This window comes from Rhizobium sp. SRDI969 (assembly GCF_025152725.1).
Lineage (GTDB): Bacteria > Pseudomonadota > Alphaproteobacteria > Rhizobiales > Rhizobiaceae > Rhizobium > Rhizobium leguminosarum_I.
In genome coordinates this window covers 533,643-558,222 of the sequence record NZ_CP104036.1, presented here as the reverse complement: position 1 = coordinate 558,222, position 24,580 = coordinate 533,643, and the positions used below count along the sequence as shown (strand labels likewise).

16 protein-coding genes are annotated in these 24,580 nt (G+C 61.3%); 5 read left to right on the top strand and 11 right to left on the bottom strand.

Going from position 1 to position 24,580, the window contains the following annotated elements; all coding sequences use genetic code 11:
- Positions 1 to 16 precede the first annotated feature (16 nt).
- Genes glgB through N2A41_RS26715 form a run of 3 tightly spaced genes read right to left on the bottom strand, consistent with a single transcriptional unit; the run spans position 17 to position 8,730 of the window.
- Positions 17 to 2,227 (bottom strand): 1,4-alpha-glucan branching protein GlgB, encoded by a 2,211-nt coding sequence (gene glgB, locus N2A41_RS26725; protein WP_260111253.1) that lies wholly within the window; start codon positions 2,225 to 2,227, stop codon positions 17 to 19.
- Complete coding sequence (gene treS / locus N2A41_RS26720; protein ID WP_222350911.1) at positions 2,224 to 5,505, bottom strand: maltose alpha-D-glucosyltransferase; 3,282 nt, start codon at positions 5,503 to 5,505, stop codon at positions 2,224 to 2,226. Before treS ends, glgB begins: the two co-directional genes overlap by 4 nt.
- Entirely contained in the window at positions 5,506 to 8,730 is a 3,225-nt protein-coding gene (locus N2A41_RS26715) for an alpha-1,4-glucan--maltose-1-phosphate maltosyltransferase (protein ID WP_260111252.1), read from the bottom strand. It lies immediately after the preceding gene.
- Between the two features lie 325 nt (positions 8,731 to 9,055).
- Here N2A41_RS26715 and N2A41_RS26710 point away from each other — a divergent pair, with 325 nt between their 5' ends.
- Together N2A41_RS26710 and N2A41_RS26705 are read left to right on the top strand one after the other, a co-directional pair.
- Positions 9,056 to 9,937, top strand: a complete 882-nt coding sequence (locus tag N2A41_RS26710; RefSeq protein WP_162116339.1) for an MBL fold metallo-hydrolase — start codon at positions 9,056 to 9,058, stop codon at positions 9,935 to 9,937.
- Positions 9,938 to 9,958: 21 nt separating this feature from the next.
- Positions 9,959 to 10,729 (top strand): phosphotransferase enzyme family protein, encoded by a 771-nt coding sequence (locus tag N2A41_RS26705; RefSeq protein ID WP_260111251.1) that lies wholly within the window; start codon positions 9,959 to 9,961, stop codon positions 10,727 to 10,729.
- A 45-nt stretch (positions 10,730 to 10,774) separates the two neighbouring features.
- Here the strand turns inward: N2A41_RS26705 and N2A41_RS26700 are convergent, their stop codons facing one another.
- The 7 genes from N2A41_RS26700 to N2A41_RS26670 all read right to left on the bottom strand — a co-directional run bounded on the left by N2A41_RS26700 (position 10,775) and on the right by N2A41_RS26670 (position 20,280).
- Entirely contained in the window at positions 10,775 to 11,818 is a 1,044-nt protein-coding gene (locus N2A41_RS26700) for a magnesium and cobalt transport protein CorA (protein ID WP_260111250.1), read from the bottom strand.
- A gap of 66 nt (positions 11,819 to 11,884) precedes the next feature.
- On the bottom strand, positions 11,885 to 12,055 hold the full coding sequence (locus N2A41_RS26695; RefSeq protein ID WP_260111249.1) for a hypothetical protein: 171 nt from the start codon (positions 12,053 to 12,055) through the stop codon (positions 11,885 to 11,887).
- Between the two features lie 38 nt (positions 12,056 to 12,093).
- Complete coding sequence (locus N2A41_RS26690; RefSeq protein WP_260111248.1) at positions 12,094 to 13,545, bottom strand: NCS1 family nucleobase:cation symporter-1; 1,452 nt, start codon at positions 13,543 to 13,545, stop codon at positions 12,094 to 12,096.
- Between the two features lie 151 nt (positions 13,546 to 13,696).
- A complete protein-coding gene (locus tag N2A41_RS26685) occupies positions 13,697 to 14,782 on the bottom strand; it encodes an alpha/beta hydrolase (RefSeq protein WP_260111448.1) in 1,086 nt (361 codons plus the stop codon).
- Between the two features lie 271 nt (positions 14,783 to 15,053).
- Entirely contained in the window at positions 15,054 to 18,128 is a 3,075-nt protein-coding gene (locus N2A41_RS26680) for an efflux RND transporter permease subunit (RefSeq protein WP_260111247.1), read from the bottom strand.
- On the bottom strand, positions 18,125 to 19,210 hold the full coding sequence (locus N2A41_RS26675; protein WP_162116333.1) for an efflux RND transporter periplasmic adaptor subunit: 1,086 nt from the start codon (positions 19,208 to 19,210) through the stop codon (positions 18,125 to 18,127). The genes N2A41_RS26680 and N2A41_RS26675 overlap by 4 nt, the downstream gene beginning before the upstream one ends.
- Positions 19,207 to 20,280, bottom strand: a complete 1,074-nt coding sequence (locus tag N2A41_RS26670) for an efflux RND transporter periplasmic adaptor subunit (protein WP_170279654.1) — start codon at positions 20,278 to 20,280, stop codon at positions 19,207 to 19,209. The genes N2A41_RS26675 and N2A41_RS26670 overlap by 4 nt, the downstream gene beginning before the upstream one ends.
- Positions 20,281 to 20,390: 110 nt before the next feature.
- On the opposite strand from N2A41_RS26670, the gene N2A41_RS26665 reads away from it, so the two are divergent.
- Together N2A41_RS26665 and N2A41_RS26660 are read left to right on the top strand one after the other, a co-directional pair.
- On the top strand, positions 20,391 to 21,023 hold the full coding sequence (locus N2A41_RS26665; RefSeq protein WP_170279653.1) for a TetR/AcrR family transcriptional regulator: 633 nt from the start codon (positions 20,391 to 20,393) through the stop codon (positions 21,021 to 21,023).
- Positions 21,024 to 21,098: 75 nt separating this feature from the next.
- Positions 21,099 to 22,178: a LacI family DNA-binding transcriptional regulator gene (locus N2A41_RS26660; protein ID WP_260111246.1), complete on the top strand. Its 1,080-nt coding sequence runs from the start codon at positions 21,099 to 21,101 to the stop codon at positions 22,176 to 22,178.
- Positions 22,179 to 22,224: 46 nt separating this feature from the next.
- On the opposite strand, the gene N2A41_RS26655 is transcribed toward N2A41_RS26660, so the two are convergent.
- Positions 22,225 to 23,247 carry a helix-turn-helix domain-containing protein gene (locus N2A41_RS26655; protein WP_170279652.1) on the bottom strand — a complete coding sequence of 341 codons (1,023 nt, stop codon included), beginning with the start codon at positions 23,245 to 23,247 and terminating at the stop codon, positions 22,225 to 22,227.
- Positions 23,248 to 23,410: 163 nt separating this feature from the next.
- Here N2A41_RS26655 and N2A41_RS26650 point away from each other — a divergent pair, with 163 nt between their 5' ends.
- Entirely contained in the window at positions 23,411 to 24,562 is a 1,152-nt protein-coding gene (locus tag N2A41_RS26650) for an ROK family transcriptional regulator (protein WP_260111447.1), read from the top strand.
- Positions 24,563 to 24,580 lie beyond the last annotated feature (18 nt).

Sequence of the window (24,580 nt, the reverse complement as noted above, 5' to 3'; positions counted from 1 at the left end):
TGCAAGGGCTAAAATCTTATGGTGACGGCCCTTGCAGAAAGATCGTCGACAGCGGCGGGAGCGTCAGCGACAGGGAGACGGACCTGCCGTGGGCGGGCACGGGTTCAGTCGACACCGCGCCATTGACAAGGCCGGAGCCGCCATATTCCCGCGCATCCGTGGTCATCCGCTCGACCCACACGCCGTCTCTCGGCACACCGATCCTGTAGCCGTAACGCGGCACCGGCGTGAAGTTCGACATGACCAGGACCGTCGAAGCGTGATCGGGCGCATAACGGAGCATGCCGAGGACGGAATTGACGGCGTCGTCGGCTGCCGCCCATTCGAAACCCTCGGGATGAAAGTCACCGAACTGCAATGCCGGCTCGTCCCCGTAAAGGCCGTTCAGATCCTTCACTAGCCGCTGGATCCCCACATGCTGAGGCCGGTCCAGCACATCCCAGCTCACCGAGCCGTCATGATTCCACTCGTCCGGCTGGGCGACTTCGCTGCCCATGAACAGGAGCTTCTTGCCGGGATGGCCCCACATGAAGGCGAGATAGCTGCGCAGATTGGCGAATTTCTGCCATTCGTCGCCCGGCATCTTCGTCAGCAGCGAGCCCTTTCCGTAGACGACCTCATCATGTGAAATCGGCAGAATGAAGCGCTCGGAATAGGCATAGATCATGCCGAAGGTCATCGTGCCGTGGTGATAGCTCCGGTATACCGGATCCTTCTCGATGTAGCTCAGGCTGTCATGCATCCAGCCCATGTTCCATTTGATGTCGAACCCCAGCCCCCCCTCCTCCGGTGGCTTCGTCACGCCGGGCCAGGCCGTCGATTCCTCGGCGATCGTCATCGCATGCGGGCAGCGCTCGTGAATGATGCTGTTCAGGTGCTTGAAGAATTCGACCGCTTCCAGATTCTCGCGACCGCCATATTGATTGGGAATCCATTCGCCCTCGTTGCGGCTGTAGTCGCGGTAGAGCATCGATGCCACGGCGTCGATCCGCAAACCGTCTATATGGTAGCGCTCCAGCCATTCCAGCGCGCTGGCGATCAGGAACCCTTTCACCTCTTTGCGGCCGAGATTGTAGATCAGCGTGTTCCAGTCGCGGTGAAAGCCCTCGCGCGGATCTTCGTGCTCGTAGAGCGCGCTGCCGTCGAAGCGGGCAAGCCCCCAGACGTCTGTGGGAAAATGGGCTGGCACCCAGTCGAGGATGACGCCGAGCCCGGCGCCATGGCAGCGGTCGACGAAATAAGCGAGATCTTCAGGCGTCCCATATCGGCCAGTTGGAGCGAAGAGGCCAAGCGGCTGATACCCCCAGGACCCGCCGAACGGATGCTCCATAATCGGCAGCAGCTCGATATGCGTAAATCCCATATCGCTGGCATAGGGAACGAGCCGCTGGCTGAGCTCGACCCAGTCGAGCGATCTGTTGCCGCCCTTTTGGTCGCGAAGCCAGGAGCCGGCATGCACTTCATAGACGGAGAGCGCGCCCTCCAGCCTGTCTTGCCGGGACCGGCTCTTCATCCATCCCTCATCACTCCATCGAAACGGCGTCGACGATGCGACGATGGAGGCGGTGGATGGGGCGGCCTCGCTCGCCCTCGCCACCGGATCGGCTTTCTGCGGCAGGCAGGTCCCCTGCGCATCGATGATCTCGAACTTGTATCTTTCACCCGGAGCCAGCCGGGGGATAAACAGCTCCCAGACGCCTGCCGACTGTCTCAGCCGCATTGGGTTTCGCCGTCCATCCCAGGCGTTGAAGTCCCCGACGACCGAGACGCGGCGCGCATTCGGAGCCCACACGGCGAAACGAACGCCTGATATACCGTCGATCGACATCTCAACCGCGCCGAGCGTCCGGCTGAGACTATAGTGAGTGCCCTCCGATATCAGATGGAGGTCGAGTTCCCCGAGCAGCAGACCGAAGCTGTAGGGGTCCTCGGTCAGTTGGACTGCATCCGGCCATGTGATCCGCAGCCGGTATCCCGTCCTCGAAGCGGCGGCCGCCGCAAACAGGCCGGACGGGTGGACGATGCTGAACGGCGTCACCTCACGACCGCTCGTCGCGTCGATCAGATCGACCGCTTCCGCGCCGGGCAAGTACACCCGCACGATCGTCATGCCGCCGCTTTCGTGGGGACCGAGGATCGAAAAGGGATCGCCGTGGCAGCCCTCTATCAGAGCCCAAAGCGCATCCTGTCCGATGCCTGCGAGAAGTTCCATGCGTTCAACATTCATGCCGTTACCCCCGCTAAGCGCGATGCGATTTCGGTAAGGCCGGCGAGCGGGATCGGCAGCCACTTCGGCCGGTTACGCGCTTCATAGGCGATTTCATAGGCGGCCTTTTCGAGAAGAAAGGCATCGAGGACCCTCCGTCGTTGCTCGGGCGGCATAGCGAGCGTCTTCGATGCGGAGACCGCCTGCCAATAGGCATCGAGAAAGGCCTCCTCGGCACTGCGCCCGAAGCGGGCGATGGCGTCCCGTCGCACCTCGTTCTCGTGTTCGGTAACCGCATCATTGTCGAGCTGCGCGGTGGCGACGAGATAGTTCAACGATCTTAAAAGCCCGGCGACGTCGCGGAGCGGAACGGTCTTGGCGCGGCGCTCGGCGAGATTTTTCGCGGGCTCGCCTTCGAAGTCGATGATGACGGCATCGCCTTCGCTGACCAGAATCTGGCCTAGATGGAAATCGCCATGCGTACGCGTCATCAACATGCCGCGAGTGCTCTCCGCCAGGTTTGCGCCAAGCTCGACGAGTTCGGCGCGGCGCTCCAGAAGCGGGCGAGCGAGCAGATCGACCGCGGGATCGGCACTTTCCTCGCGTTCGGCAAGCTTCGACATCGCATAAGCGATTTCGCCCGCCACCGCCTTCTTGATCGCCTCAACCTCACCGCCACCGGCGATCAGAGGGCTGAACGCCTCGTCCGCGTTCTCCCCCGAGAGGACGACATGCAATTCCCCGAGCCTCAGGCCCACCATTGCAACGAAGCTGATCAGTGACTGGAAGACATCATCGCCTGGTTCCACCGCCGGGTCATTCAGCACGAGCTCGTCTGCCGCACGGCGCAAATTGCTCAACATCCAGTTCCAGGCGTCGCCCTGGTTGCGGATCGCTCCCTGAACGATGATCAAAGTCGAGCGACGCCCGCTGGAATCAGTGTGCGCGACCTCGCCAAGCAGCGGCGCGGTGTGGTCGTAGCCGGCGCGGGTGAGAAACCGCGTCATCTCGACCTCCGGATGGACGCCGGGGAAAATATGCCTGATCAGCTTGATCATCGCGACGTCACCGACGATCATCGAACTGTTGGATTGTTCGGCTGAAAGCCAATGGATCGGCATATCGTCGGTAACATCAAGCCGGTCGAGCCGCTCGGTGCCAAGGAATTCCAGCGTGCCGGTACGCCCGGTGATGATGGAGCGGTCGGCAAGCCCGCGCAGGACCCCGCGCGCCATCGGCTCTACGGCAAACCCGTCCGTCAGGAAGCCGACCCGCCTGCCCTGGCGAACCCGCCCCAGAGCAAGCTGCTGCGTCAAAGCAGAGGGTTGCGCGTCGTCCCAGGCGATCGCGAGCGGCAGCTGATAGGATTCGGTGTGATCCGGCAGCACCGCTTCCAATTCGCCGAGAACGACACCATCAGCAAAGGGGATCGGCGTTGCCGAGATCAGCCGCGCCGCCTGGAGCGGCTGGTCCTTCGCCCCGAACCAGCGGCGCCTGGCGAGGTAAGCAGGCAGGATTTCGTTGCTGAGGACGCGTCCCAGCCGCGGCTCATCGACGAGATCGAGCAGGCCGCGGCGAATGACCATCGTCGTGAGGTCGGGCAATTGCTCGGGCGGCGCGGTGCGCCATGCCGGCGGATCGGCATCGGCCTCCAGCTGGAACCAGAAGAAGCCGTAGGGCGGCAATGTCAGGAGATAGGTCAGCTGACCGATCGGCGGAAAGGGCGACATGCCGGTCAGCTCGATCGGCACACGGCCCTCGAAAGCCGAGAGGTCGAGCTCGACCGCCTGAGGCAGCCGGGAAAGGTTTGCGACGCACATCAGCGTCTCGCCGTCATATTCCCTGAGATAAGCGAGAATCTTTCGGTTCTCAGGCGAGAGGAACCGCAACGAGCCGCGCCCGAAGGCCGGATGCCTGCCGCGCAGCGCCAGCATCTTTCGCGTCCAATTGAGCAGCGAATGGGCATCGGTGCTCTGGGCCTCGACGTTGACTGCCTCGTAACCATAGAGCGGATCGGCAATCAACGGGAGGACGAGACGAGCCGGGTCCGTGCGGGAGAAGCCGCCATTGCGGTCCGGCGACCATTGCATCGGCGTCCGCACCCCGTCCCGGTCGCCGAGATAGATGTTGTCGCCCATGCCGATCTCGTCGCCGTAATAGATGACAGGCGTTCCGGGCATCGAGAGCAGAAGTGCGTTCATCAGTTCGATGCGCCGGCGGTCGCGTTCCATCAGCGGCGCCAGACGCCGCCTGATGCCGAGGTTAATGCGGGCGCGCTTGTCGGATGCATAGGTCTCCCAGAGATAGTCCCGCTCGGCGTCGGTCACCATTTCGAGGGTCAGCTCGTCGTGATTGCGCAGGAAGATCGCCCATTGGCAATTCTCGGGGATTTCGGGCGTCTGGCGCAGGATGTCGGTAATCGGGAACCGGTCTTCCTTGGCGATCGCCATATACATGCGCGGCATTAGCGGGAAGTGGAAGGCCATGTGGCATTCGTCGCCCTCACCGAAATATTCGCGCGTGTCCTCCGGCCATTGATTGGCCTCTGCAAGCAGCATGACGCCGGGATGAGTGGCGTCGAGAGCGGCGCGGATCCGTTTGAGGATCGCGTGGGTCTCGGGAAGATTTTCGTTGATCGTTCCCTCGCGTTCGACAAGGTAGGGAATCGCGTCGAGACGGAACCCGTCGATACCGGTTTCCAGCCACAAGCGCATCACCTTCAGCAGTTCCTCCATAACGAGTGGGCTGTCGAAATTGAGATCGGGCTGGTGGGAATAGAAGCGGTGCCAATAGTAAGCGCCGGCAACCGCATCCCACGTCCAGTTGGATTTTTCGGTGTCGAGGAAGATGATGCGGGTTTCAGGAAATTTTTGGTCGCTGTCCGACCAGACATAGAATTCGCGCTCCGGCGACCCCACCGGGGCGTGGCGAGCGCGCTGGAACCAGGGATGCTGGTCGGACGTGTGATTGATGACGAGCTCGATGATGACGCGAATATTGCGCAGATGGGCGGCGTCGACGAACGCCCGGAAATCCTCCATTGTCCCGTAGTCGGGGCTGACATTGCCGTAGTCGGCGATGTCGTAACCGTCGTCTCGGCGCGGCGAGGGAAAGAACGGCAGCAGCCAAATGGCGTTGACGCCAAGGGCTGCGATGTGATCGAGCTTCTGGTGCAAGCCGGCGAAATCGCCTACCCCGTCACCATTGGCGTCGTAGAACGACTTGATGTGCAGCTGATAGATGATCGCGTCTTTGTACCAGAGCGGCTGGTTCATACCGTCGGGATTCAACGTGTCCATTCATGCCTCCGCTGCGCGAACGCGCCAGATCGCAAAGGGCAGGATCTGAGGGTTGAACCTCACTCTCTGCCATTTGCCATTCCATCTGAACCGATGCCCAGCGACCAGATCCTCGGCGTCGAGCGCTCCACCGTCTCCGAGCGACCACTTCCAGAGCGGCAGCTCGACGTCGCTTTCCTGGAAGTTGTGCGGATCGAGACTGATGGCGATCAACAAGACATTGTCGCGGGCGCGGCTCGCCTTTTCGAAGAACAGGATGTTGTCGTTCCAGGCGTTCAGCAGTGTCAGCCCGAGATGGGAATGCAGGGCAAGATTTTCGTTCCGGATGCGGTTGAGCATCCTGATCTCGGCGATGATATTGCCCGGGCGGTCGTAGTCCCAGGCGCGGATCTCATACTTCTCGCTGTCGGCATATTCCTTGCGCTTGGCATCGGGACGCCCCTCGCAAAGTTCGAAACCGTTATAGACGCCCCAAAGCCCAGACAGCGTGGCGGCCAACGCCGCCCGTATCAGGAAGGCGGAACGTGGCGCGTTCTGCAGGAAATCCGGATTGATATCATGGGTGTTGACGAAGAAATGCGGGCGGAAGAATTCCTTCGGCGCTGTCTCCGTGAGTTCCCGCATATATTGCTCGAGCTCCCACTTGGCATTGCGCCAGGTGAAGTAGGTATAGGACTGAGAGAAGCCGATCTTTGCCAGCCGGTACATGACTTTCGGCTTGGTGAAAGCTTCCGACAGGAAGATCACATCGGGGTGACGCGCCCTGATATCGCCGATCAGCCACTCCCAGAACGGAAAGGGCTTGGTGTGCGGATTGTCGACGCGAAACAGCTTGACGCCCTGGTCCACCCAAAGCTGGACGATATCCCTGAGCTCCACCCACAGGGAGGGCAACGCATCTTTTGTATAAAAATCGACGTTGACGATGTCCTCGTATTTCTTCGGCGGGTTCTCGGCATATTTGATCGTTCCGTCGGGACGCCAGTCGAACCAGCCGGGATGCTCCTTCAGCCATGGGTGATCCGGCGACGCCTGGATCGCGAGGTCGAGAGCAATCTCCAGGCCGTGCCGGCCTGCCTCCTCCACCAGCTGGCGGAAGTCCTCGAAATCGCCGAGCTCGGGATGGATGGCATCATGGCCGCCGTCCTCGGAGCCGATGGCATAGGGGCTTCCGGGGTCATCTGGCCCGGCTTTCAGGCTGTTGTTGCGGCCTTTCCGGTTGGTCGAACCGATCGGATGAATCGGCGGGAAATAGAGCACGTCGAATCCCATGTCACGGATGGCGTGCAACCTCGGGATGACGTCGTCGAAGGTGCCATGTCGGTTCGGATCGCCGCTCTGCGAGCGCGGGAAGATCTGGTACCAGCTGGCAAAGGCAGCCGCCTTGCGTTCGGCATCGACGGCGCTTGCCGTCGAGCGAAGCCGAAACGGCCGCTTGTCCGCCTTGTTCATCAATTCCGATGTTCGGGCATCGAGCAGGATCGCCGTGCGCTCGGCATCCGAGGCGCTTTCGAGACTGCTGACGAGAACCTTCAAGTCGGCGCCGAGCGCTGCATCGGCAGGCGTCGCAGCCGAACGAACCAGGTTCAACCCCTCCTGGAGTTCAAGCTTCAGGTCCAGTCTCGCATCGCTCTTCTTCGTCAGTTCGTAGCGAAAGATCGCAAACGGGTTCTTCCATGCCTCCACAGCGAACTCATAGCGTCCGATGCGCTCCAGCAGGAATTCGGCGCGCCAGCGATCGTTTTCGACCAGTTGCATCTCCGTCTCGGTCCAATCCGCCGCATCGAGCGGCCGCCACAGCAGGACCGCGGCGATCGGGTCGTGCCCGTCCGCGAATATATCCGCCTCGACACTGACGACATCGCCGACCACTCGCTTGATGGGAAAGCGCCCGTCATCGACTCGCGGCATGATGTTTTCAATGGCGAGCCGCGGCGACGCCGTCGCCTGCGCGATGTCCAGCATAGGCCGGGACGTGATCGGCGCCGGCGCCCTGCCTTCGATCACCAGGGTTTCCCCTGCCCGCAGCCGCAGAGGGGTGCCGTCGGCTGCAACCGGAAGAAAACCGGAAGCCGCTTCGCGCAGTGCCGTTAGCGGAGCTGGCGCACTTTTCCGCAGGTCCCTGTTGAGCAGGATGAAGCGCACATTCTCGGCGCTGCGCAAGTCTTCCGCCGCCGATTGCAGCAGCGCCGAGACCGGTCCGTTGGCGTTGCGGATGAGCCGCAGGGATGAGGCTGGCGCATAACTGACTTTGCCGATTTCGCTGTTCGCAAGGCGAATTTCGGAAGAAATATCGAAAGGGAGATCATGGCGCAGCCCCCGCAAGCCCGTCCCGTTCCCATGGGTCGGATCGAGCGGCGTGGCGGCCCCATATTCGAAACCCATCGGAACCATCAGGCCGCCACCGAGCGAGGCGGCAAGGCGCAGCGCCCTGATAGCCCGTCGTTCGAGGATTTCGCGGCTCTGGGTTCCGTGCGCGATCCGCCTGCCGAATGGCGGCTCCGGAAAAGCGATCTGCCAGCCGAGCGGCTTCTGAACCCGGTGTTCTTCGATGAACCATCTCTCGTCGAAATCCCACCAAGCCATAGATGAAAAACATCCATCGAAGCCTGTATTCTGGACCGCGCTCCTCGCCCCAAAATCAGTGCCCGGCGTCCAGGCGAGGAATTGCGCGTCCGCCTTCTCGCGCACGGCGGAAATCAGCGATTTGAACGCCGCCGGCGCAATGCGATCAATCCCGAGCGCGCGGTAGCCGCAGAGGCCGAGACCGGCCAGCCCCCGCAGCCGTTCGGCCCATTCTTCCAACAGCCGGGATTGAGACTCCGCGTCCATCTCAGTCATCGGCCCTGCTGGATCCAGTGGTGAGCGTCTTGGGTCGACAGGGCGAAAGCCTGCCTTGGTATCCAGGGCTTTGCCGTCGAGCATCAGGTCCATCATCAGGGTGACGCCGCTCCTGCGGGCGGCCTCCACCATGCGACCCACCCCATCCTCGACTGCACTTCCGAGCGACAGTTGAGGATCGAGTCGATTCACATCCTGGAAGGAAAAAATGCTGCGCGCCCCGCCCCGATCAAAGAGCGGTGCTGTCAGCACACGGTCGAAACCGGTTTCCGCAGCATGGTCGAAAACCTCGCGCCATGCATCGATACCCTGAAGAAGGAGTGGATTGACATAATAGATCCGGGGTGGGGTGCTCAACACACCCTGGTTTGGAGAGAATGACATCGGCCGCCGCTCGAGTTTGGTTTGAAGGCAAACTTCTGTTGCCGGACGTTGTTCCACCGAAAGTTTCAATTCAGGTGGCGCCAGGCATCGCCGGCCGCACCGGCGCGGGACCGATGGGAGGCGCTCGACATGCACCTGAAAAGCCTTGAACTGCGCGGACGGACCTTGAAGGTTCGCGATATAAGTGAATAGTCTCGGGCTGTCTGAGACGATGACCCATTTGGCTGCTAACGGAGGGCCCCGCTCCGTTTTGAAAGATCAGCGCCCGAACGAGACTTGATGTGTCCGAATGAAATCACTGCGATTGCAATAGAGGCAGCCAGACGTGAACCCATCGGTGGAATTATGTTCATATCCCGAACTCGATGATCGAATCGTGATCGTCAGGGCGGGCGACGAGGTTGATGGCGTGTTTATCCGGACCGAAAGGTTCAATGTGCTGATCGATACGCTCGGAACGCCCGAGCTGTGCCTGACGGCGCTGGGCATGCTCGGGGAACAGATAAACGCTCGTCCGCTGATCGTCATCAATTCGCACATGGATTGGGATCATTTCTGGGGGAATGCCGCCATTGCGCGGCGCGCTCCGATTATCGCGCATGCCGCCGCGCTCGACCGTTTACGCGACCCTTCCGCGCGGGAAGTCCTGAGAGACAAGGCGAGCCAGGAGTCGAGGTTTCGGGACGTCGACCTCATCGGTCCCGACATCACGTTCTCCGGCTCGATGACCGTCAACGGCGGCGATCTGACGCTGGAGCTCATTCATACGCCGGGACATACGCCCGACCATGTCGCCGTATGGATTCCCGAACTTCGCATCTGCCTGGCCGTCGACGCGGTGGAATACCCCATCCCCGAAGTCTGGAGCAAAAATGCAGGCGACCTGCGCTTGATCCGTTCCTCGCTCGAGCGGATACGTGACCTCAATGCAAGACTGGTCATCCCGGCGCACGGCCGGACGCACTCTCCTTCGGCGGTGCATGACAACCTCGCCTATTTCCAAGCCCTGGCCGATCGTGTCGGCAGTTTGAGCGAGAGCCAATTGGCGGAGCCGCAACTCGGCGGTTCAAGCGGCCTGCGGCTTGAAGACTTCGTCGCCATCCCCGAGGGAATGCCTTCCGACGTGGTGGCGTTCTACCGGAACTGCCATGAGACAAACCTTGGCGCGACGGTTCAGGCCCACATCGACAAGCTGAAATCCGCATAGAGGACGTCTGGAGACCGGAAAATGAAACCGTTGGAGGGCGGACGAACCGGGCAGATCTGGCGTGACGGCGACACCGTGATCAGGCCGTCCGGCGCATGGACGCCGACGGTGCACCGGTTTTTGCGCCATCTGAGAAGCAGAGGCTTTCCGGGAGCGCCTCATCCCATTGAAATAACCGGGAACCAGGAAGTCGTCAGTTATGTTGCCGGGCGCGTCTGCGAAGACTTGAGCGACCAGTTTGTCGGGTCGGAGCGCATGCTGCTTTCCGCAGCCAAGCTACTGCGCGAATTTCATTCGGCATCTCATGGGTTTCTGGAATCGGATCGCGAGGTCCAGGCATGGATGCTGCCGCCGCAGGAACCGTACGAGATCATATGCCACGGAGATTATGCACCCTACAATATCGCCACAGCCGGTCATGAGGCTGTCGGGATCATCGATTTCGACACCGCCCATCCCGCACCCCGCCTATGGGATCTGGCCTATTCGGTTTACCGCTGGGCGCCGCTCTCCGATCCTGCCAATCCTGATGTGACCTTCGGCCTAGACGAACAGCTGCAGCGGGCGGAGATTTTCTGCACGGCATATGGGGCGACGATGCAAGAACGGCTCCAACTCCCCGAGATGATCTGCCGACGGCTTCAGGCGCTCGTCGACTACATTTTGCCAAGTGCAGCGGCCGGAGATGAGACATTCGTGGAGCATGTGGCGAGAGGAGACGCCCGGCAGTATCTCAGCGATATGCAGTATGTTCGAAGCCATCGGGATCGGCTGCTGAAGGCCCTGTGCTGACGCACCTTTGCCAACTCGAATGTCCCGACTGCCGCATGCCCACCCCTACAGCCATTTCCTCCGTCGGAAGAAGCCGAAAAGGCCAAGGCACAAGATGGCTATGACACCAAGCACGACGAAATAGCCATATCGGGTTTTCAGCTCCGGCATATCGCTGAAATTCATCCCGTAGATGCCGGCGATCGCGGTGGGGACGGCAAGGATCGCCGCCCAGGCGGCGAGCTTGCGGGCAATCGCCGTCTGCTCCGACTGGCCGATCATCACGCTCGCCTCGAAGGCGAAGGCCAGCACCTCGCGCAGCGCGTCGATATCTTCCTGAACGCGGCGCACATGGTCCGTGACATCGCGAAACAGCGATTGCAGCGTCGGATCCATGCCGGGAAGATCCGTGTGCTCGTATCGCCGGCAGACGTCGACAAGCGGCACCACGGCGTTGCGCAGCCGCAGCAGCCTGCGCCTCAACAGGTAAAGCCGCTCGATATCGGACTTTGTCAACTGTTCGCGCAGCACCAGATCCTCGATATTTTCGACCTCGTCCTGCACGACCTCGATGACAGGCATGTAGTTGTCGACGATGAAATCGAGGATGGAATAGAGGATGTAGTTCTCGCCGTGGGCAAGGGCCGCCGGCGTCGCCTCGCATCGCTGCCGCACCGCCAGATAGGAGGACGAGTCGCCGTGACGAACGGAGACGACATAACCGCGACCGACGAACAGGTGCGTTTCGCCGAAGATGATTTCGCCGTCCTTCATGTGCGCGGTCCGGGCGACGATGAACATCGCCTCCCCGTAGATCTCCAGCTTCGGACGCTGGTGGGGCTGCGCTGCATCCTCGATCGCCAGCGGATGGAGATTGAACTGCGCCTGGACTTGGCTCAGCAGCACCTCATCCGGCTCGTGCAGGCCGATCCAGACGATCGCATTCTCACGGCTCCGCCATTCGCCGGCCTCCTCTATCCTGATGTCGCGAATGCGTTGCCCGTGCTGGTAAACGGCGGCAGCCACGACGCCAGGCCGTTCATAGGGAGGCGATGTGGAACCGCCGCCTTCTCGCGCGAGAATACTGTCCAGATCCTTCAGCCGTTCCAAATCCTGCCGTCCTCTCATTCCTGCACGGATCATATATCCGCAGCAGCCCCTCCGCCCGTCAGGCGCTCAGCCGATCATAATGCTATTTCGTAAAACATGCATCATCCGCATCGGTGCGGGGTCCGACCAGCCGTCTTCGTCGTGGTCAGGCGGCGGGCGGCGCCTTCCAGCTCGTGCAGAGCCCTGCAAACGGTTGCCGCTCGCCGCTGAAACAGGCGACAGCAGGAAATCCGACATGAAAGCCGCCCGGCAATTGCCGGGCGGCTTTCATTTGCTCAGGACGCGAAGGCCGGATTGCGCCGCGCGCCCATTCTCAACACGAAATAGATCGCCCCGCCGATGGCGACGCCGAAGAACCAGCCGTAGGTGCCCCACCAGTCCGGCAGGATGGTGGTGAGGGTCGGCAGGATTGAGGAGAACAGCGCGCCCACCACAAATGCGATGAAGGCATTGCCGTGCCATCCGTTCTGGAACCGGAACTCGCCATTCTCATGATAGAGCGCTTCGACGTTCAGCTGGCTCTTCCGGATGAGATAATAGTCCACCATCATGATGCCGAAGATCGGCCCCATCGTCGATCCGATAAAATTGACGAAATGCGCCGCACCCGTCTCCCAGGGAGCAAACGGGTAAAGCACAAGAGCGATCAATGCGGCGATATATCCCCCGCGCTTGAAATTGATCTGGCGCGGGAAAACATTGGCAAAGTCGAAGGCCGGCGACACGAAATTCGCCACGACGTTGATGCCGAGCGTTGCGATCGCGAATGTTAGCGCGGCCAGCAGCGCCAGGAACCAGCTGTCGAATTTCGCCGATATCATTTCCGGATGCAGCAGCACCTCTCCGTAGACGGTGAAGGCAGCGGTGGTCGTCACGCCTGCGACGAGGCAGAACGCCAGCAGGTTGATCGGAAGCCCCCAGAGGTTGCCTTTCCTGAGCGCCTTTTCATTCGTTGCGTAGCGCGAAAAATCGCAGAAATTCAGGTAAAGTGCTGCGAAATAGGTGATCCAGGTGGCGGCCACGGCAGCTAGCGCTGCAATCGAACCAGGCTCACCCGGCACGCCCGCATCCTTGGTCTTTTCGATCAGCACGTCGCGCGGGATTTCGGACCCGAATGAGAAGGTGCCGGACTTGACGACCAGATAAACCGAGAGCACCAGCATCATGATCCAGACGGCCGGACCGGCCCAATCCTGGAACTTGCGAACCGTTTCCATCCCGCGCTGAATGATCAGCAGCTGCAGCGCCCAGACGATGACGTAGCAGATGACCTCGAGGGTTGAATGACCGAGAAAGTGACTGTTCTGGTGAAAGGCGAGCAGGCTGTCGTTGCGGATCAGCAAGGCAACGATGGCGCCGGATGCGGCGGCGGTCTGTGCCCCGTACCAGAAGCAGGCGACCACCGCTCGGACGAGCGCCGGCACGTTCGCCCCGAACGTGCCGAAGGAGGCGCGCGCCAGAACCGGAAAGGGGACGCCGGTGCGCACGCCGGCATTGCCGACCAGGCTCATCAGGCAGAAGATGACCAGAGATCCGAGGCCGATGGCAATGATGAAATTGACGAAGCTGCCGCACAGCAGGAACAGGCTCGCCGCCAGATAGTAGCCCCACAGGCTGTGGACGTCTGATGTCCAGACGTTGAAAATGCTGAATGCACCCCATTTGCGCTCCTCGGCGGGTGCAAGGTCCTCGTTGTATAACGAGGGAGACGGATTTTGTACGCTCATGAATGCCCTCCCATGTCCTTGAGGCCAAATCGGCCACAGGCGGAAGTTTGCTCTTCATTTGTGCAGCTGACAATTTAATAGTCACATTGTACACATCTCTTGGCGGTGCCTCAGGATTAGCCATGGGGCTCGCCCGGTACACGAATTCTAGTCAGTTCGATCCGACGACACGTCCAGCCAGACGAAACGGACTTGCGACTGCGGCACCGGCGGCATCGAAGACATAGGCGCCAACGTCGCCGGCGCTCGACCGCTTCCCGCTTTCGAAGGATGCAAGCTGCGCGCCGAACTTGGCAAGCGACGCGTAGCGGTCATGCCCCAGCCCGTCGGACGCCCGGATCGACGTGATGTCGATGACCCGAAGCCTTTCCTTCAAGGCGGCATCTCTGATGACGGGATCGTCGATATCGAGGCGTCCGACGCGCGCCCGCTCACCCGCGATGAAGCTCGAAGCCACCAGCGCACTGTCGTCCTTCGACACGAGAAGAGATATCGGGGCCGGCATTCGCCCGATATCGTTCAGCTGGGACCGGAAAACATCGATGTCGATGTCAGGGGCGGCAAGGATCACCGCCAGTTTGCCGATGACGTCGTCGCGATGCTGCAGTTTGAGCTGGCGCACCGTTTCCATGACCAGGAATCCGCCCATGCTGTGTCCGAAAAGGATGATGCGTTTCACCCTTCCTGAAGCCGAGAGCGACGTGACAAGCGAGTCGAGGTCGCTGCGCGACGAGAGCGCCGCATCGCGGTCGGCGACATAGCCGGCGACGGCTGCGGCGGAAGGCCACGAAAACAGAATCGGAGAACCCGGAATGTTAGCGTCCGCAGCGATCTGCGCGGTGCGAAACAGCGCTTCCTGATAGCTATAGTTGTAGCCGTGGACAAAGATGCCGACGGTGCCCTCGTTCTGCGTAGAGCGGAGCACCTCCTCCACGAAGGCATCCTTTGCAAGCTGCTTGCGCCCGATAACGGCAAATTGGCGTTCGGGATCCGGCCTCTCGGTCGGATATGTGATCGCGGTGTCCTTCCGGCCGGGAGGGACCGAAAACCCATACTGCTCATAGGTGAGCTTGTCGGCCCATGCGCTGCCGAACCCGCCCCGTATGCTATCGGGGGTTCTATTGGTCGCCACGAGAACGTTCACGCTGACCGGAGCCTCTTCGGCATGAGTCAGTTGACTCAGATGAACTGGCTTCAATACGTCCGGCGATGGCCTCGTCGCACAGCCTGCAAGCATAGCCAGGCCGATCGCGGCAACGATGGCCGGCCCGGTCTTCAGGAGCTCTCGGTGATCTGCCTTCGAGGGTTCCGGAGAATACCATTCCGTCATCGATAAATTTCCCCTGGAATCAAGGCTCTCGGGCGCATGGATCAGCCAATCTCGTCATACGGTATGTCGTTCCTTCCCGCGTGGGATGGCATCGCCTGCGCCACCCCACACATATTATCGCGGCCCGTGTTGCAGCGGCCGCCGCGGCGGCCGTGGGCGATGGCCGTCGAAGACTGCGTCATACCTCTGCAGCCGCGGCTCCGGCCTGAACGCCTTCATCCCTTGGAATCCTGAACCACGCGACGTAGAGCGCAGGCAGGAACAGCAGGGTGAGCGCGGTTCCGACGACGATGCCGCCCATCATGGCGTAGGCCATCGGCCCCCAGAAGATCTCGCGCGAGATCGGGATCAGCGCCAGCGTGGCCGCCGCGGCCGTCAGCATGATCGGCCGCATGCGGTGTTCAGTGGCCTCGATGACCGCCTGCCAGGGCGCCATTCCTTCGCTGCGTAGGTGCTCGATCTGAACGACCAGGATGACGGAGTTGCGGATCAGAATGCCGATGAGCGCAAGCACGCCGAGGATCGCGACGAAGCCCATGGGTGCGTTGCTGAGCAGCAGTGCTGCGACGACGCCGATCAGGGCGGTCGGCGCAACCGCGAACACCAGGAAGAGGCGGCTGAAGCTCTGCAGCTGGATCATCAGGATCGTCGCCATCACAAACAGCATCAGCGGAGCGACTGCCGCGATCGGCCCCTGGGCATCTGCACTGGATTCGACCGCGCCGCCCACTTCCACCTTGTATCCTACGGGAAGGTTTTTCTGGAATTCTTCGACCTTCGGCTTGAGCTGTTCGACGATCGTGGCGGGTTGCGTCGGACCGACGACGGCCGCCTTGACCGTTATGGTGGGTTGCCTGTCGCGACGCCAGATCGTCGGCTGCTCGAGCTCGTAGCGGAAATTCGCCACGGCAGACAGCGGCACGACCTTGCCGTTGGAGGTGGAGAGCTGCAGATTCTCAAGCGTCTGGATGGAATCGCGCTCGGCTGCCCTGGCGCGGCCGATGACGTTGACCAGGTAGATGTCGTCTCGAACCTGGGTGGCCGTCGAGCCTTCGACGATGCCGTTGAGGGCAGTGGCGATGTCTTCGGAGGATACGCCGAGCTGGCGCGCCTTGTCCTGCAGGACATCGACCTTCACCACGCGGGACGGCTCATTCCAGTCCAGGACCATGTTCGCCAGAAGCGGGTGCGATCCCATGACGCCGGCGAACTGCTGCGAGAGGTCGCGGACCTTTTGAACATCGGGACCGCTGATCCGGTACTGGACCGGCTTGCCCACCGGCGGGCCGATGTCGAGAAGCTTGACGAAGGCGTCGGTGCCGGGGAAGGTTTTCGTCAGATAGTCCTGCAGTTCCGCCCGCACCTTGTCGCGCACGTCGAGCCCTTTGGTGACGATGATCGTCTGCCCGAACGACACGTCGGGCGTCTGCACGTCAAAGGACAAGATGAAGCGTGGCGCACCCTGGCCGACATAGGTCGTCCAATGGTCGACATCCTTGTTATCGGCCAGCATCTCCTTTTCGAACTTGGCCATCTGCCTGTTGGTTTCGGCGATCGAACTGTTGTTGGGGAGATTCCAGTCGATGACCAGCTCGGTTCTGTCCGAGTTGGGGAAGAACTGTTGCTGCACCAGCCCCATGCCGCCGATCGAAAGTGCAAAGACACCGACCGTGAGGATGATGGTGACCCAGCGCCAGCGCATCGCCAGCCCCAGGAGCCGGGAGAAGACCGAGGCGAAGCGGCCCTTCTTCTCGTGATGCGATTTCATCGTCTTCGGCAGGATCGTGACGCCGAGAAGCGGCGTGAACAGCACCGCCACCACCCAGGAAACGATCAGCGAAACTGCGATGACCACGAAAAGCGTGAAGGTGAACTCACCGGCAGCACTGTTGTTGAGACCGACCGGGATGAAACCGGCAACGGTGACGAGCGTCCCCGTCAGCATCGGAAAGGCGGTCGATGTATAAACGTGGGTGGCGGCCTTCCTGAGATCGTCGCCCGCCTCCAGGCGGGCCACCATCATCTCGACGGCGATCATGGCATCGTCGACAAGCAGCCCGAGCGCGATGATGAGTGCGCCAAGCGAGATGCGCTGAAGCGAAATGCCGGAATATTCCATCACCACGAAGGTGATCGCCAGGACGAGCGGAATGGAGATCGCCACCACCATGCCGGCGCGAAGACCAAGGCTGATGAAGCTGATAATCAGGACGATGACGATCGCTTCGAAGAGCGCGCGGGTAAATCCCGACACCGCTTCGTCGACGACGGCCGGCTGATCGGAAACGCGGTGGACGTCCACGCCGATCGGAAGGTCAGCGACGACACGTTTCATCTGCGCGTCGAGCCCCTCGCCGAACTCCAGAAGATTGGCGCCCTGCTTCATGCCGATCGCAAGCCCGATCGCCGGCTGGCCGTTGAACCGGAACAGCGACGAGGGCGGATCCACGTAGCCGCGTTTGATCGTGGCGACATCGCTCAGCGGAAAGAAGCGGTCGTTGATCCGAAGATTGATCGATCTCAGGCTGTCCTCGGACGTAAACTGTCCGCTGACCCGCAAGGCGATGCGCTCCGGCCCGGCGTCAACGAAGCCGGACTGCGTGACGGCATTCTGCGCCTGCAGGGTCTGAATGACCGACTGTTGGTCGATCCCGAGTGCGGCGATCTGGCGTGTGGAGAATTCGAGATAGATCGCCTCGTCCTGGGCGCCGACCACATCGACCTTGCCAACGTTGGGCACGGTCAGAACCTTGGAACGGGCATCTTCCACGAGATCACGAAGTTGGCGCTGAGTAAGCCCGTCGCTGGTGAAGGCGTAGATGTTTCCGAAGACGTCGCCGAAGCGATCGTTGAAGAAAGGACCGACGACCCCGGTGGGGAAATCGCCCTTGATGTCGGCAATCATGTTGCGGATGCGCAGCCAGGTCGGCGCAACATCCTTCGCCTTGGTCGTCGGCAACAGCTCGACAAAGACGGTCGTCTGGCCCGCAACGGTCTCGCTCTTGGTGTAATCAAGCGATTCCAGTTCCTGAAGCTTTTTCTCGATCCTGTCGGTCACCTGCCGCGTCACCTCTTCGGCGGAGGCGCCGGGCCACTGGGCGGTGATCACCATCGTCTTGATCGTGAAGTTCGGGTCTTCCTCGCGGCCGAGCTTCACGTAGGAGAAGGCGCCGGCGAGAATGAAGACGATCATGAAGTACCAGACGAGCGAACGGTGTTCGAGCGCCCAGTCGGAAAGATTGAAGGACTTCACTGGCTGATCTCCTGGTCGATCCTGATGGTCTGGCCATCTTCAAGTTTATGCACGCCTGCCACGACCACCCTTTCTCCGGGGGCGATCCCTTCGCTGACGCGGGCGGTGCCGCCATCTTCGATGTCACCGTCGATCTTCACGCGGCGAAGCGATACCTTCCTGGCTGGCGCATCGACGATCCAGACGCTCGGGCCGTCGCTGCCGACAAGGATTGCAGAGGAAGGCAGGACGATCTGCGAATCGGCTGCAATGGTTGCCGAGGCGGATATGACGGAGCCCAGCCGGAAGGTGGCGGGGGGATCGCTCAGTGCGATCTTGGTCCTGCTCGTGCGGGTGGACGTCTCCGCCTCCGGTGCTATTTCACGCACGATCCCGGACGTGCGGATGGTCGGATCGAGCTGCAGCGTCACCTCGAAGGGCGCGCCGATCTTCAGTTTCTGGGCGGCTGCCTGGGGCACGTCGACCACGGCATCGCGCTTGTCCGGCCGTGCGATGGTCACGACCGTCTGGCCGGCCGACACCACCTGTCCGACCTCGGCCGAGGTCGCGGTCACCACCCCGTCGAATTCCGCCCGAAGCTGCGCGTAGCCGAGTTGCTCCGTGGCCTTGTCGAGATTGGCCTGCGCCTTGGCGACGGCGGCCGCGGCCGTCCGCCTTGCCTGTTCGGCCTCTTCGAGCGAGGCTTCGGTGCCTGAGCGCGACTCCAGCAACGTGCGCTGGCGCTGTTCTGTGGTCACCGCGTTCCTGAGCTGGGCGTCGCTGTTCTCTACGTCCGACTGCGCGTTGCGCACGGCAAGCTCCAACGCCAGCGGATCGATGGCGGCAACGACATCATCCTTCTTAACGAGATCGCCGACATTGACGTTGCGGGCGATCATCCGCCCGAGAATCCGGAAGCCGAGTTCAGTCTCGATCGTCGGTTCGATCGTGCCGGTCAGGCTCAAGCTCGAAGACGACGTTGGCTTGGCTGTCATCGACAGCACGGGACGAGGGGCTTCCTCCTTGCTTTCCTCCTGCGGCGTACAGGAGGAGATCAGGGCCGTAGCCATCATCAGTGCGACTATCTTGGGACGAATAATCACTTGGAAGCTTCCTTGACATAAGACACGATTTCACCCGGCCTGAGGAACTTGGTTCCGTCGGCCACCACGACCTCTCCTTCAGACACACCTGACTTGACGATGAAGCTGCCGGTCTCGTAGCCGGAGACATCCACCGCCCTTGCCGAAACCGCAGATGATGCGGGATCGACAATCCAGACGGCCGGCTTGCCGTCCTTGGATGTCATGGCGGACCAGGGAAGCTGGATGACGTCCTGCGAGACATAATTGAATCTTCCGACGACGGGAGCGCCGAGGGGGATCGGAGCGTCGCTCGATATCGCGACCTTGACCTTAATGGTTCCGGTGGAGGGATCGATCGTCGGCGAAATCTCGCGAACCTTCGCCGTAATCTTCTGCGAGGAGTTCGCCAGAAGGGTCACGGTCCCGTCGCCGTCGATCGGGCGCAGGAACGCGCTCTCGACCACTTCAAAGACGGCATCCCGGTCGCCGTCATGGGCAAGCGTGAACACGACCTGGGCGGCCTGCGCCACTTGCCCGACCTCGGCATTGCGGGCGGTGATCATTCCGTCGGCGTCCGCCTTCAGCTCGGTGTAGGACAGAGTGTCCTGAGCGGTCTCCAACAGCGCTTGCGCTGACTTCGTCGATGCCTGCGCGGTCAGGAGCGCCTCCTGCGCCTGATCGAGTGCCGCACGCGTCGTCACCTGCGTTCGAAACAGGCTCTGCTGGCGGTCGTATGCGAGCTGCGCCTGGGTTTGCTGCGCCTCAGCCGACTGAAGGTTGGCAGCCGCCACATCCAGATCGGCCCTCTGCTCTTCCGGATCGATCCGCGCGAGGAGCTGCCCCGCCTTCACGGACTGTCCGACTTCCACCAGCCGCTCGACGATCTTGCCGCTGACGCGGAAGGACAGATCGGTCTGGACACGGGCGCGGACTTCGCCGGTGACCGCGCCACCTCGGACCAGCGGCTCAGGCCTGGCGACGACGATGCCGACCTGCCGTGCGGTTGGCTTAGTCGGCTCGCCCGCATCGCTGCATGATCCGAGACCGATGGCGCATGCGATCGCCGTGGCGACCAGAATGGTTCTCATAGTTGACCTCTTGCTCTCAACGGCAGCTTCTATATAATTGACTGACGTATTAGTCAATGAAACTTTGCGTCGCGGGGACGAGGGCGTGCGCAATAAGGGAGGCGAGGCAAATGGCAGCTCAGAAGAAGATCACGCGGGCGGAACAGAAGGCGCTGCGGCCCATCCAGATCCTGGATGCCGCCTTCGAGGAATTCGTGAGAAGCGGTTTCGCGGGCACACGCGTCGAAGACATCGCCGACAGGGTCGGCGTCACCAAGGGTACGGTGTACGTCTACTTCGAGACGAAGGAGAAGCTTTTCGAAGCCATGATCCACCACTTCTCCGTGCCGTTTCAGGAGCTGCTGGGGATCACCGAGAGTCTCAGCGGCAGCGCCGCCGACCGGCTGATTTCCATTCTCGCACTGCTCTACGAACAAATCGCCGAGGATCGCACGACCCGCGAGCTGACGCGGCTCGTCATTGCCGAAGGGCATCGATTCCCCGACCTAATCGACCGCCACCACGATCAGTTCATTGAACCGATCATCGCCAAGGTCGACGCTCTTATTCTCGAGGGTGTGGCGTCAGGGGAGTTTCGCGAAGTTCCGGTGGAATTCTCCGACATCGTGGTCGCGCCCATCCTGACGACGACAGTTCTGCGGCTGATATTCGACGACCGCCGCGTGCCCACTCCCAACAAGGAGGCCTTCCTGCGGGCCTATTTCGACCTGCTGCTCAACGGCCTGCTTGCCAAACCTCACTGATGGCCGAACGACGAATAATTCCGTGCCAAACACGTAGCTTTTTTGAAGTTTTTATGTAAAAACATTGAGTTAGCTATGCCTTCGAAGGCACGACCTCAATTCGTGACGGAAAAAGTGGAACGCAAAGTCAATCTCAAGGATGTCGCGCGCGATGCTGACGTATCGCTGAGCACGGCCTCGCACGCGCTGAACGGAACCGCACCGCTGACGATCGAGGTACGCGAGAGGGTTCTGGATTCGGCAAAACGCCTGGGTTACCTCGACCGCCGGCGGAAGAAGGCGACGATCGCGACCTTACGCGTCCTGCTTCTCGCCATTCCCGACGATGCCGCGCCGGAGAGCGACCTCAATCTGGTGAGTTGGACGATCCTCAACGGTCTTCGCAGGGAGTGCGAACGCCGCGGCATCAGGATCGTACCCTTCGTTAGCACCGGCCGCCGCATCGACGGCGCTCGGGTCAGGCAGATCGCGCTGTCGGAGCGCGCCGACGGCATCGTGGTCCTGAACGACGATCAGCCGGAATTGATCCGAAGCCTCGCCTCTCCTGATATGCCTGTTGTCATCGTCAACGGCGAAGACCCGGCCATGCTGGTCGATACGGTCACGCCCGAAAACCGTTTTGGGGCAAGGCTCGGCATCGAGCACCTGCTGGGGCTGGGGCATCGCCGCATCCTGCACCTGACCTGGAAGGGCCGCACGACGATCCAGCGCCGATATGACGGCTTTTCCGATGCCTATTTCGCCGCGCAGCTTCCGGTGCCCGACGATATGATCGTCGAGGCCGAGGGGTATGAGCCCAGGCACGGCGAGGCTGCGATCAATGCGCTGCTCGACCGCGATGCCACGATGAAAGGCGCGACCGCCGTCTTCTGCGCGGCCGACAATCTAGCGCTCGGATGCCTGAAGGCATTGGCCGATCGCGACATCCGCGTGCCCGAAGCGATATCAGTGCTGGGGTTCGACGACATCGTCCCCGGCGAATTCAGCCGCCCGCCGTTGTCGACGATCAGCGTTCCCACAGACAGGCTCGGCGCGGCCGCTTTGGCGCTCATCGAACAGCGGCTGATCGCCAACGACCCGCAGCGGCCGGCCCATCGCCTGGAACTCGGTTGCCATCTCGTCTTGAGGGGCAGCATCGCGCCGCCGCGCTCCTAGAACAGGATGTCGTCCGAAAACCGTTCACACGTTTCGGCATCCTGCATTAGCGCAAGCGCTCGGCCCGCAGGCGCGTATCGCGCGGGCTTTCTCCAAAGGCGCTGCGGTAGACACTGGAAAACCTGCCGGCATGAGAAAAACCCCACATCGCGCAGATCTCCCGGACGGATCGCTGATTCATCGGATCCCGCAACTGGTCGCGGGCTGCCTGCAGCCTGATCGTGCGCAAGTAACTGCCCGGTGAAGTTCCCCTGAAGGCCTTGAAGCCCGTTTGCAGCGCCCGAAGTGAAACACCGACGTCATCCGCAATCATCGTCATGGTGAGGGGCTCTGCGATATTGGCGTGCATATAGTCGATAGCACGTCGGACATGCCAAGGCGCGACCAACGACACTTTGTTTTTTTCCAGATAGCCGGAAAAACGGTGAGAGCCAAATCGGATCACGAGATTGGCAAGGGTTTCGCTCATTCCTGCCATGGCAAGCGGTGAAGACAGAAGCGGACCGTCATTGAGCATGCCCCGCACGATCGTCTGCGCGAGGCTGCCGATAAGCTGGCCCGATGGTGTTGCGAGATCCAGAACGGGTTCTAGGTCAAGCGAATCGAGGATCGGCGTTTCCACCAGTGAAACGAGCATTCGTCTCACAATTTTCCAGTCCAGGAACAGCGCATCCGAGCGGTGCGGGCCGCCCTGGACGAAACGATCGCCGGCCTGATGGTTGTTGGCCATGAGAAGATGACCCGCCTCACTTTCAACCACCCTTTTTCCAATGGACAGTCGAAAGGATCCGGTGTGCGGGATGTAAAACGCGAGGTGTTGCGGCGTCTCCTCGAGCGTTCGAATCGTCCAGGAACTCTGATAAACCGAATGAAGCGCCGTAAATGGCCCGCTTGTTCTCAGGTCCGCTGCCCAAGCAAAAGCCCGATCTTTGCTCAGCGGCTTGGCGCTAAAGGCTCCGTAGCCTGCCAAATAGGCTTGCACCATCGACTCGAAGTCCCTGCCTTCATGCGTCGGCGCAAACCCATATGTCTCACGCTCAGGAGCGCGCGCCGTGCTCTCGGATCTCAACGATATCCCCTCTGCGTTCGTGAATTGTGATCCCGGCTGGCTTGGCCAATCTCAATGGAGTAAGCAGGGCCGGCAAACCGGGGCTCGAATTCCTTGTTTGACAGAAGCAAAACGCCCTCCCAATGTGGTTCACACTCACAGTGTAAATCAAACCGAACCCAAAATGAAGTATGATCCGCTAGACCACATCGCCGCGCATTTTTTGCGAGACACGCAAGCTGTGCGCGTCGCTTCCCGCAACGAACGCGACCTGCTGCGGCTGATCTGGAAGTCTCCGGGCATTGAGCGCTCCGACCTAACCGAGCCGCTCGATCTCACCCAGCAATCGCTGCACAGGATCGTCGCGCGGCTTCATGAGCGAGGAATGATCGTCTTTTCCCATTCGGAAAGCCGGCGGCCCGGGCCCTCCAGCCCTGGCCTTACTCTTTGCAGAGACTGGTGTCTGACGCTCGGCATCGCCGTGAACGTCGGTTCGATCGGCCTCTGCCTCATGGGTTTCGGAGAACCTTTGGACCACATGGAAATTCCGCAGGAGGGATCGTCACTCGCCGCGGAGATGGAGCGGATCGAAGCGGCGGTCGAAGAGCTCCTTGCCCGGCGAGGAGCCGAGCGGCGCGACGTCCTCGGCATCGGTCTGGCAGTCTCTGGCCACCATATGCTGGAGACGGCCTTCAACTGTCCTCTGCCGCTCGCTCATTGGTCATTGATCGATTTGGCGCCTTTGCTCGGAGAGCAGCTCGGCCTACCGGTCTGGGCAGACAATGTCGCCAGGACCGCCGCCTTGGCGGAAGCAATTTTCGGTGTCGGCCGCGACGTCGCTGATTTCGCCTATATCGCCCACCTTCACGGATACGGGGGCGGCCTCGTTTCCGGAGGCATGCCGTTTCGCGGCAGTTTCGGAAATGCCGGCGAATATTCCGTTCTCTTCGGGCGTGAGGAATACGACGATCGCCCTGCACTCAGCCTCTTGCTTCAACACCTTCATGCCAAGGGACGCTCGAACTTGACCCTCAGGGACCTGAAGAACGAAAACCTGGTGGATTGGGATGGCGTTGCGGAGTGGGTCGACCGCATCGCGCCGGCCCACAACAAAGCCATCAATGCGATCTGCGCAGTATTCGACCCGGCCTTGATCGTGCTTGGCGGCGAGCTTCCGCATTCGCTCGCGAGAATGCTTATCGAACGGACCGAGTTCAATAATCTGCCTCGGCATGGCGTGCTGCGTGACGTCCCACGCCTTGCCGTGGCACAGATCATCGATGCCCCCGGTGCCATCGGCGCGGCCTTGATCCCGCTCTTCGAAACCGTTTTGTGATATGCGCAGGAGGTATCG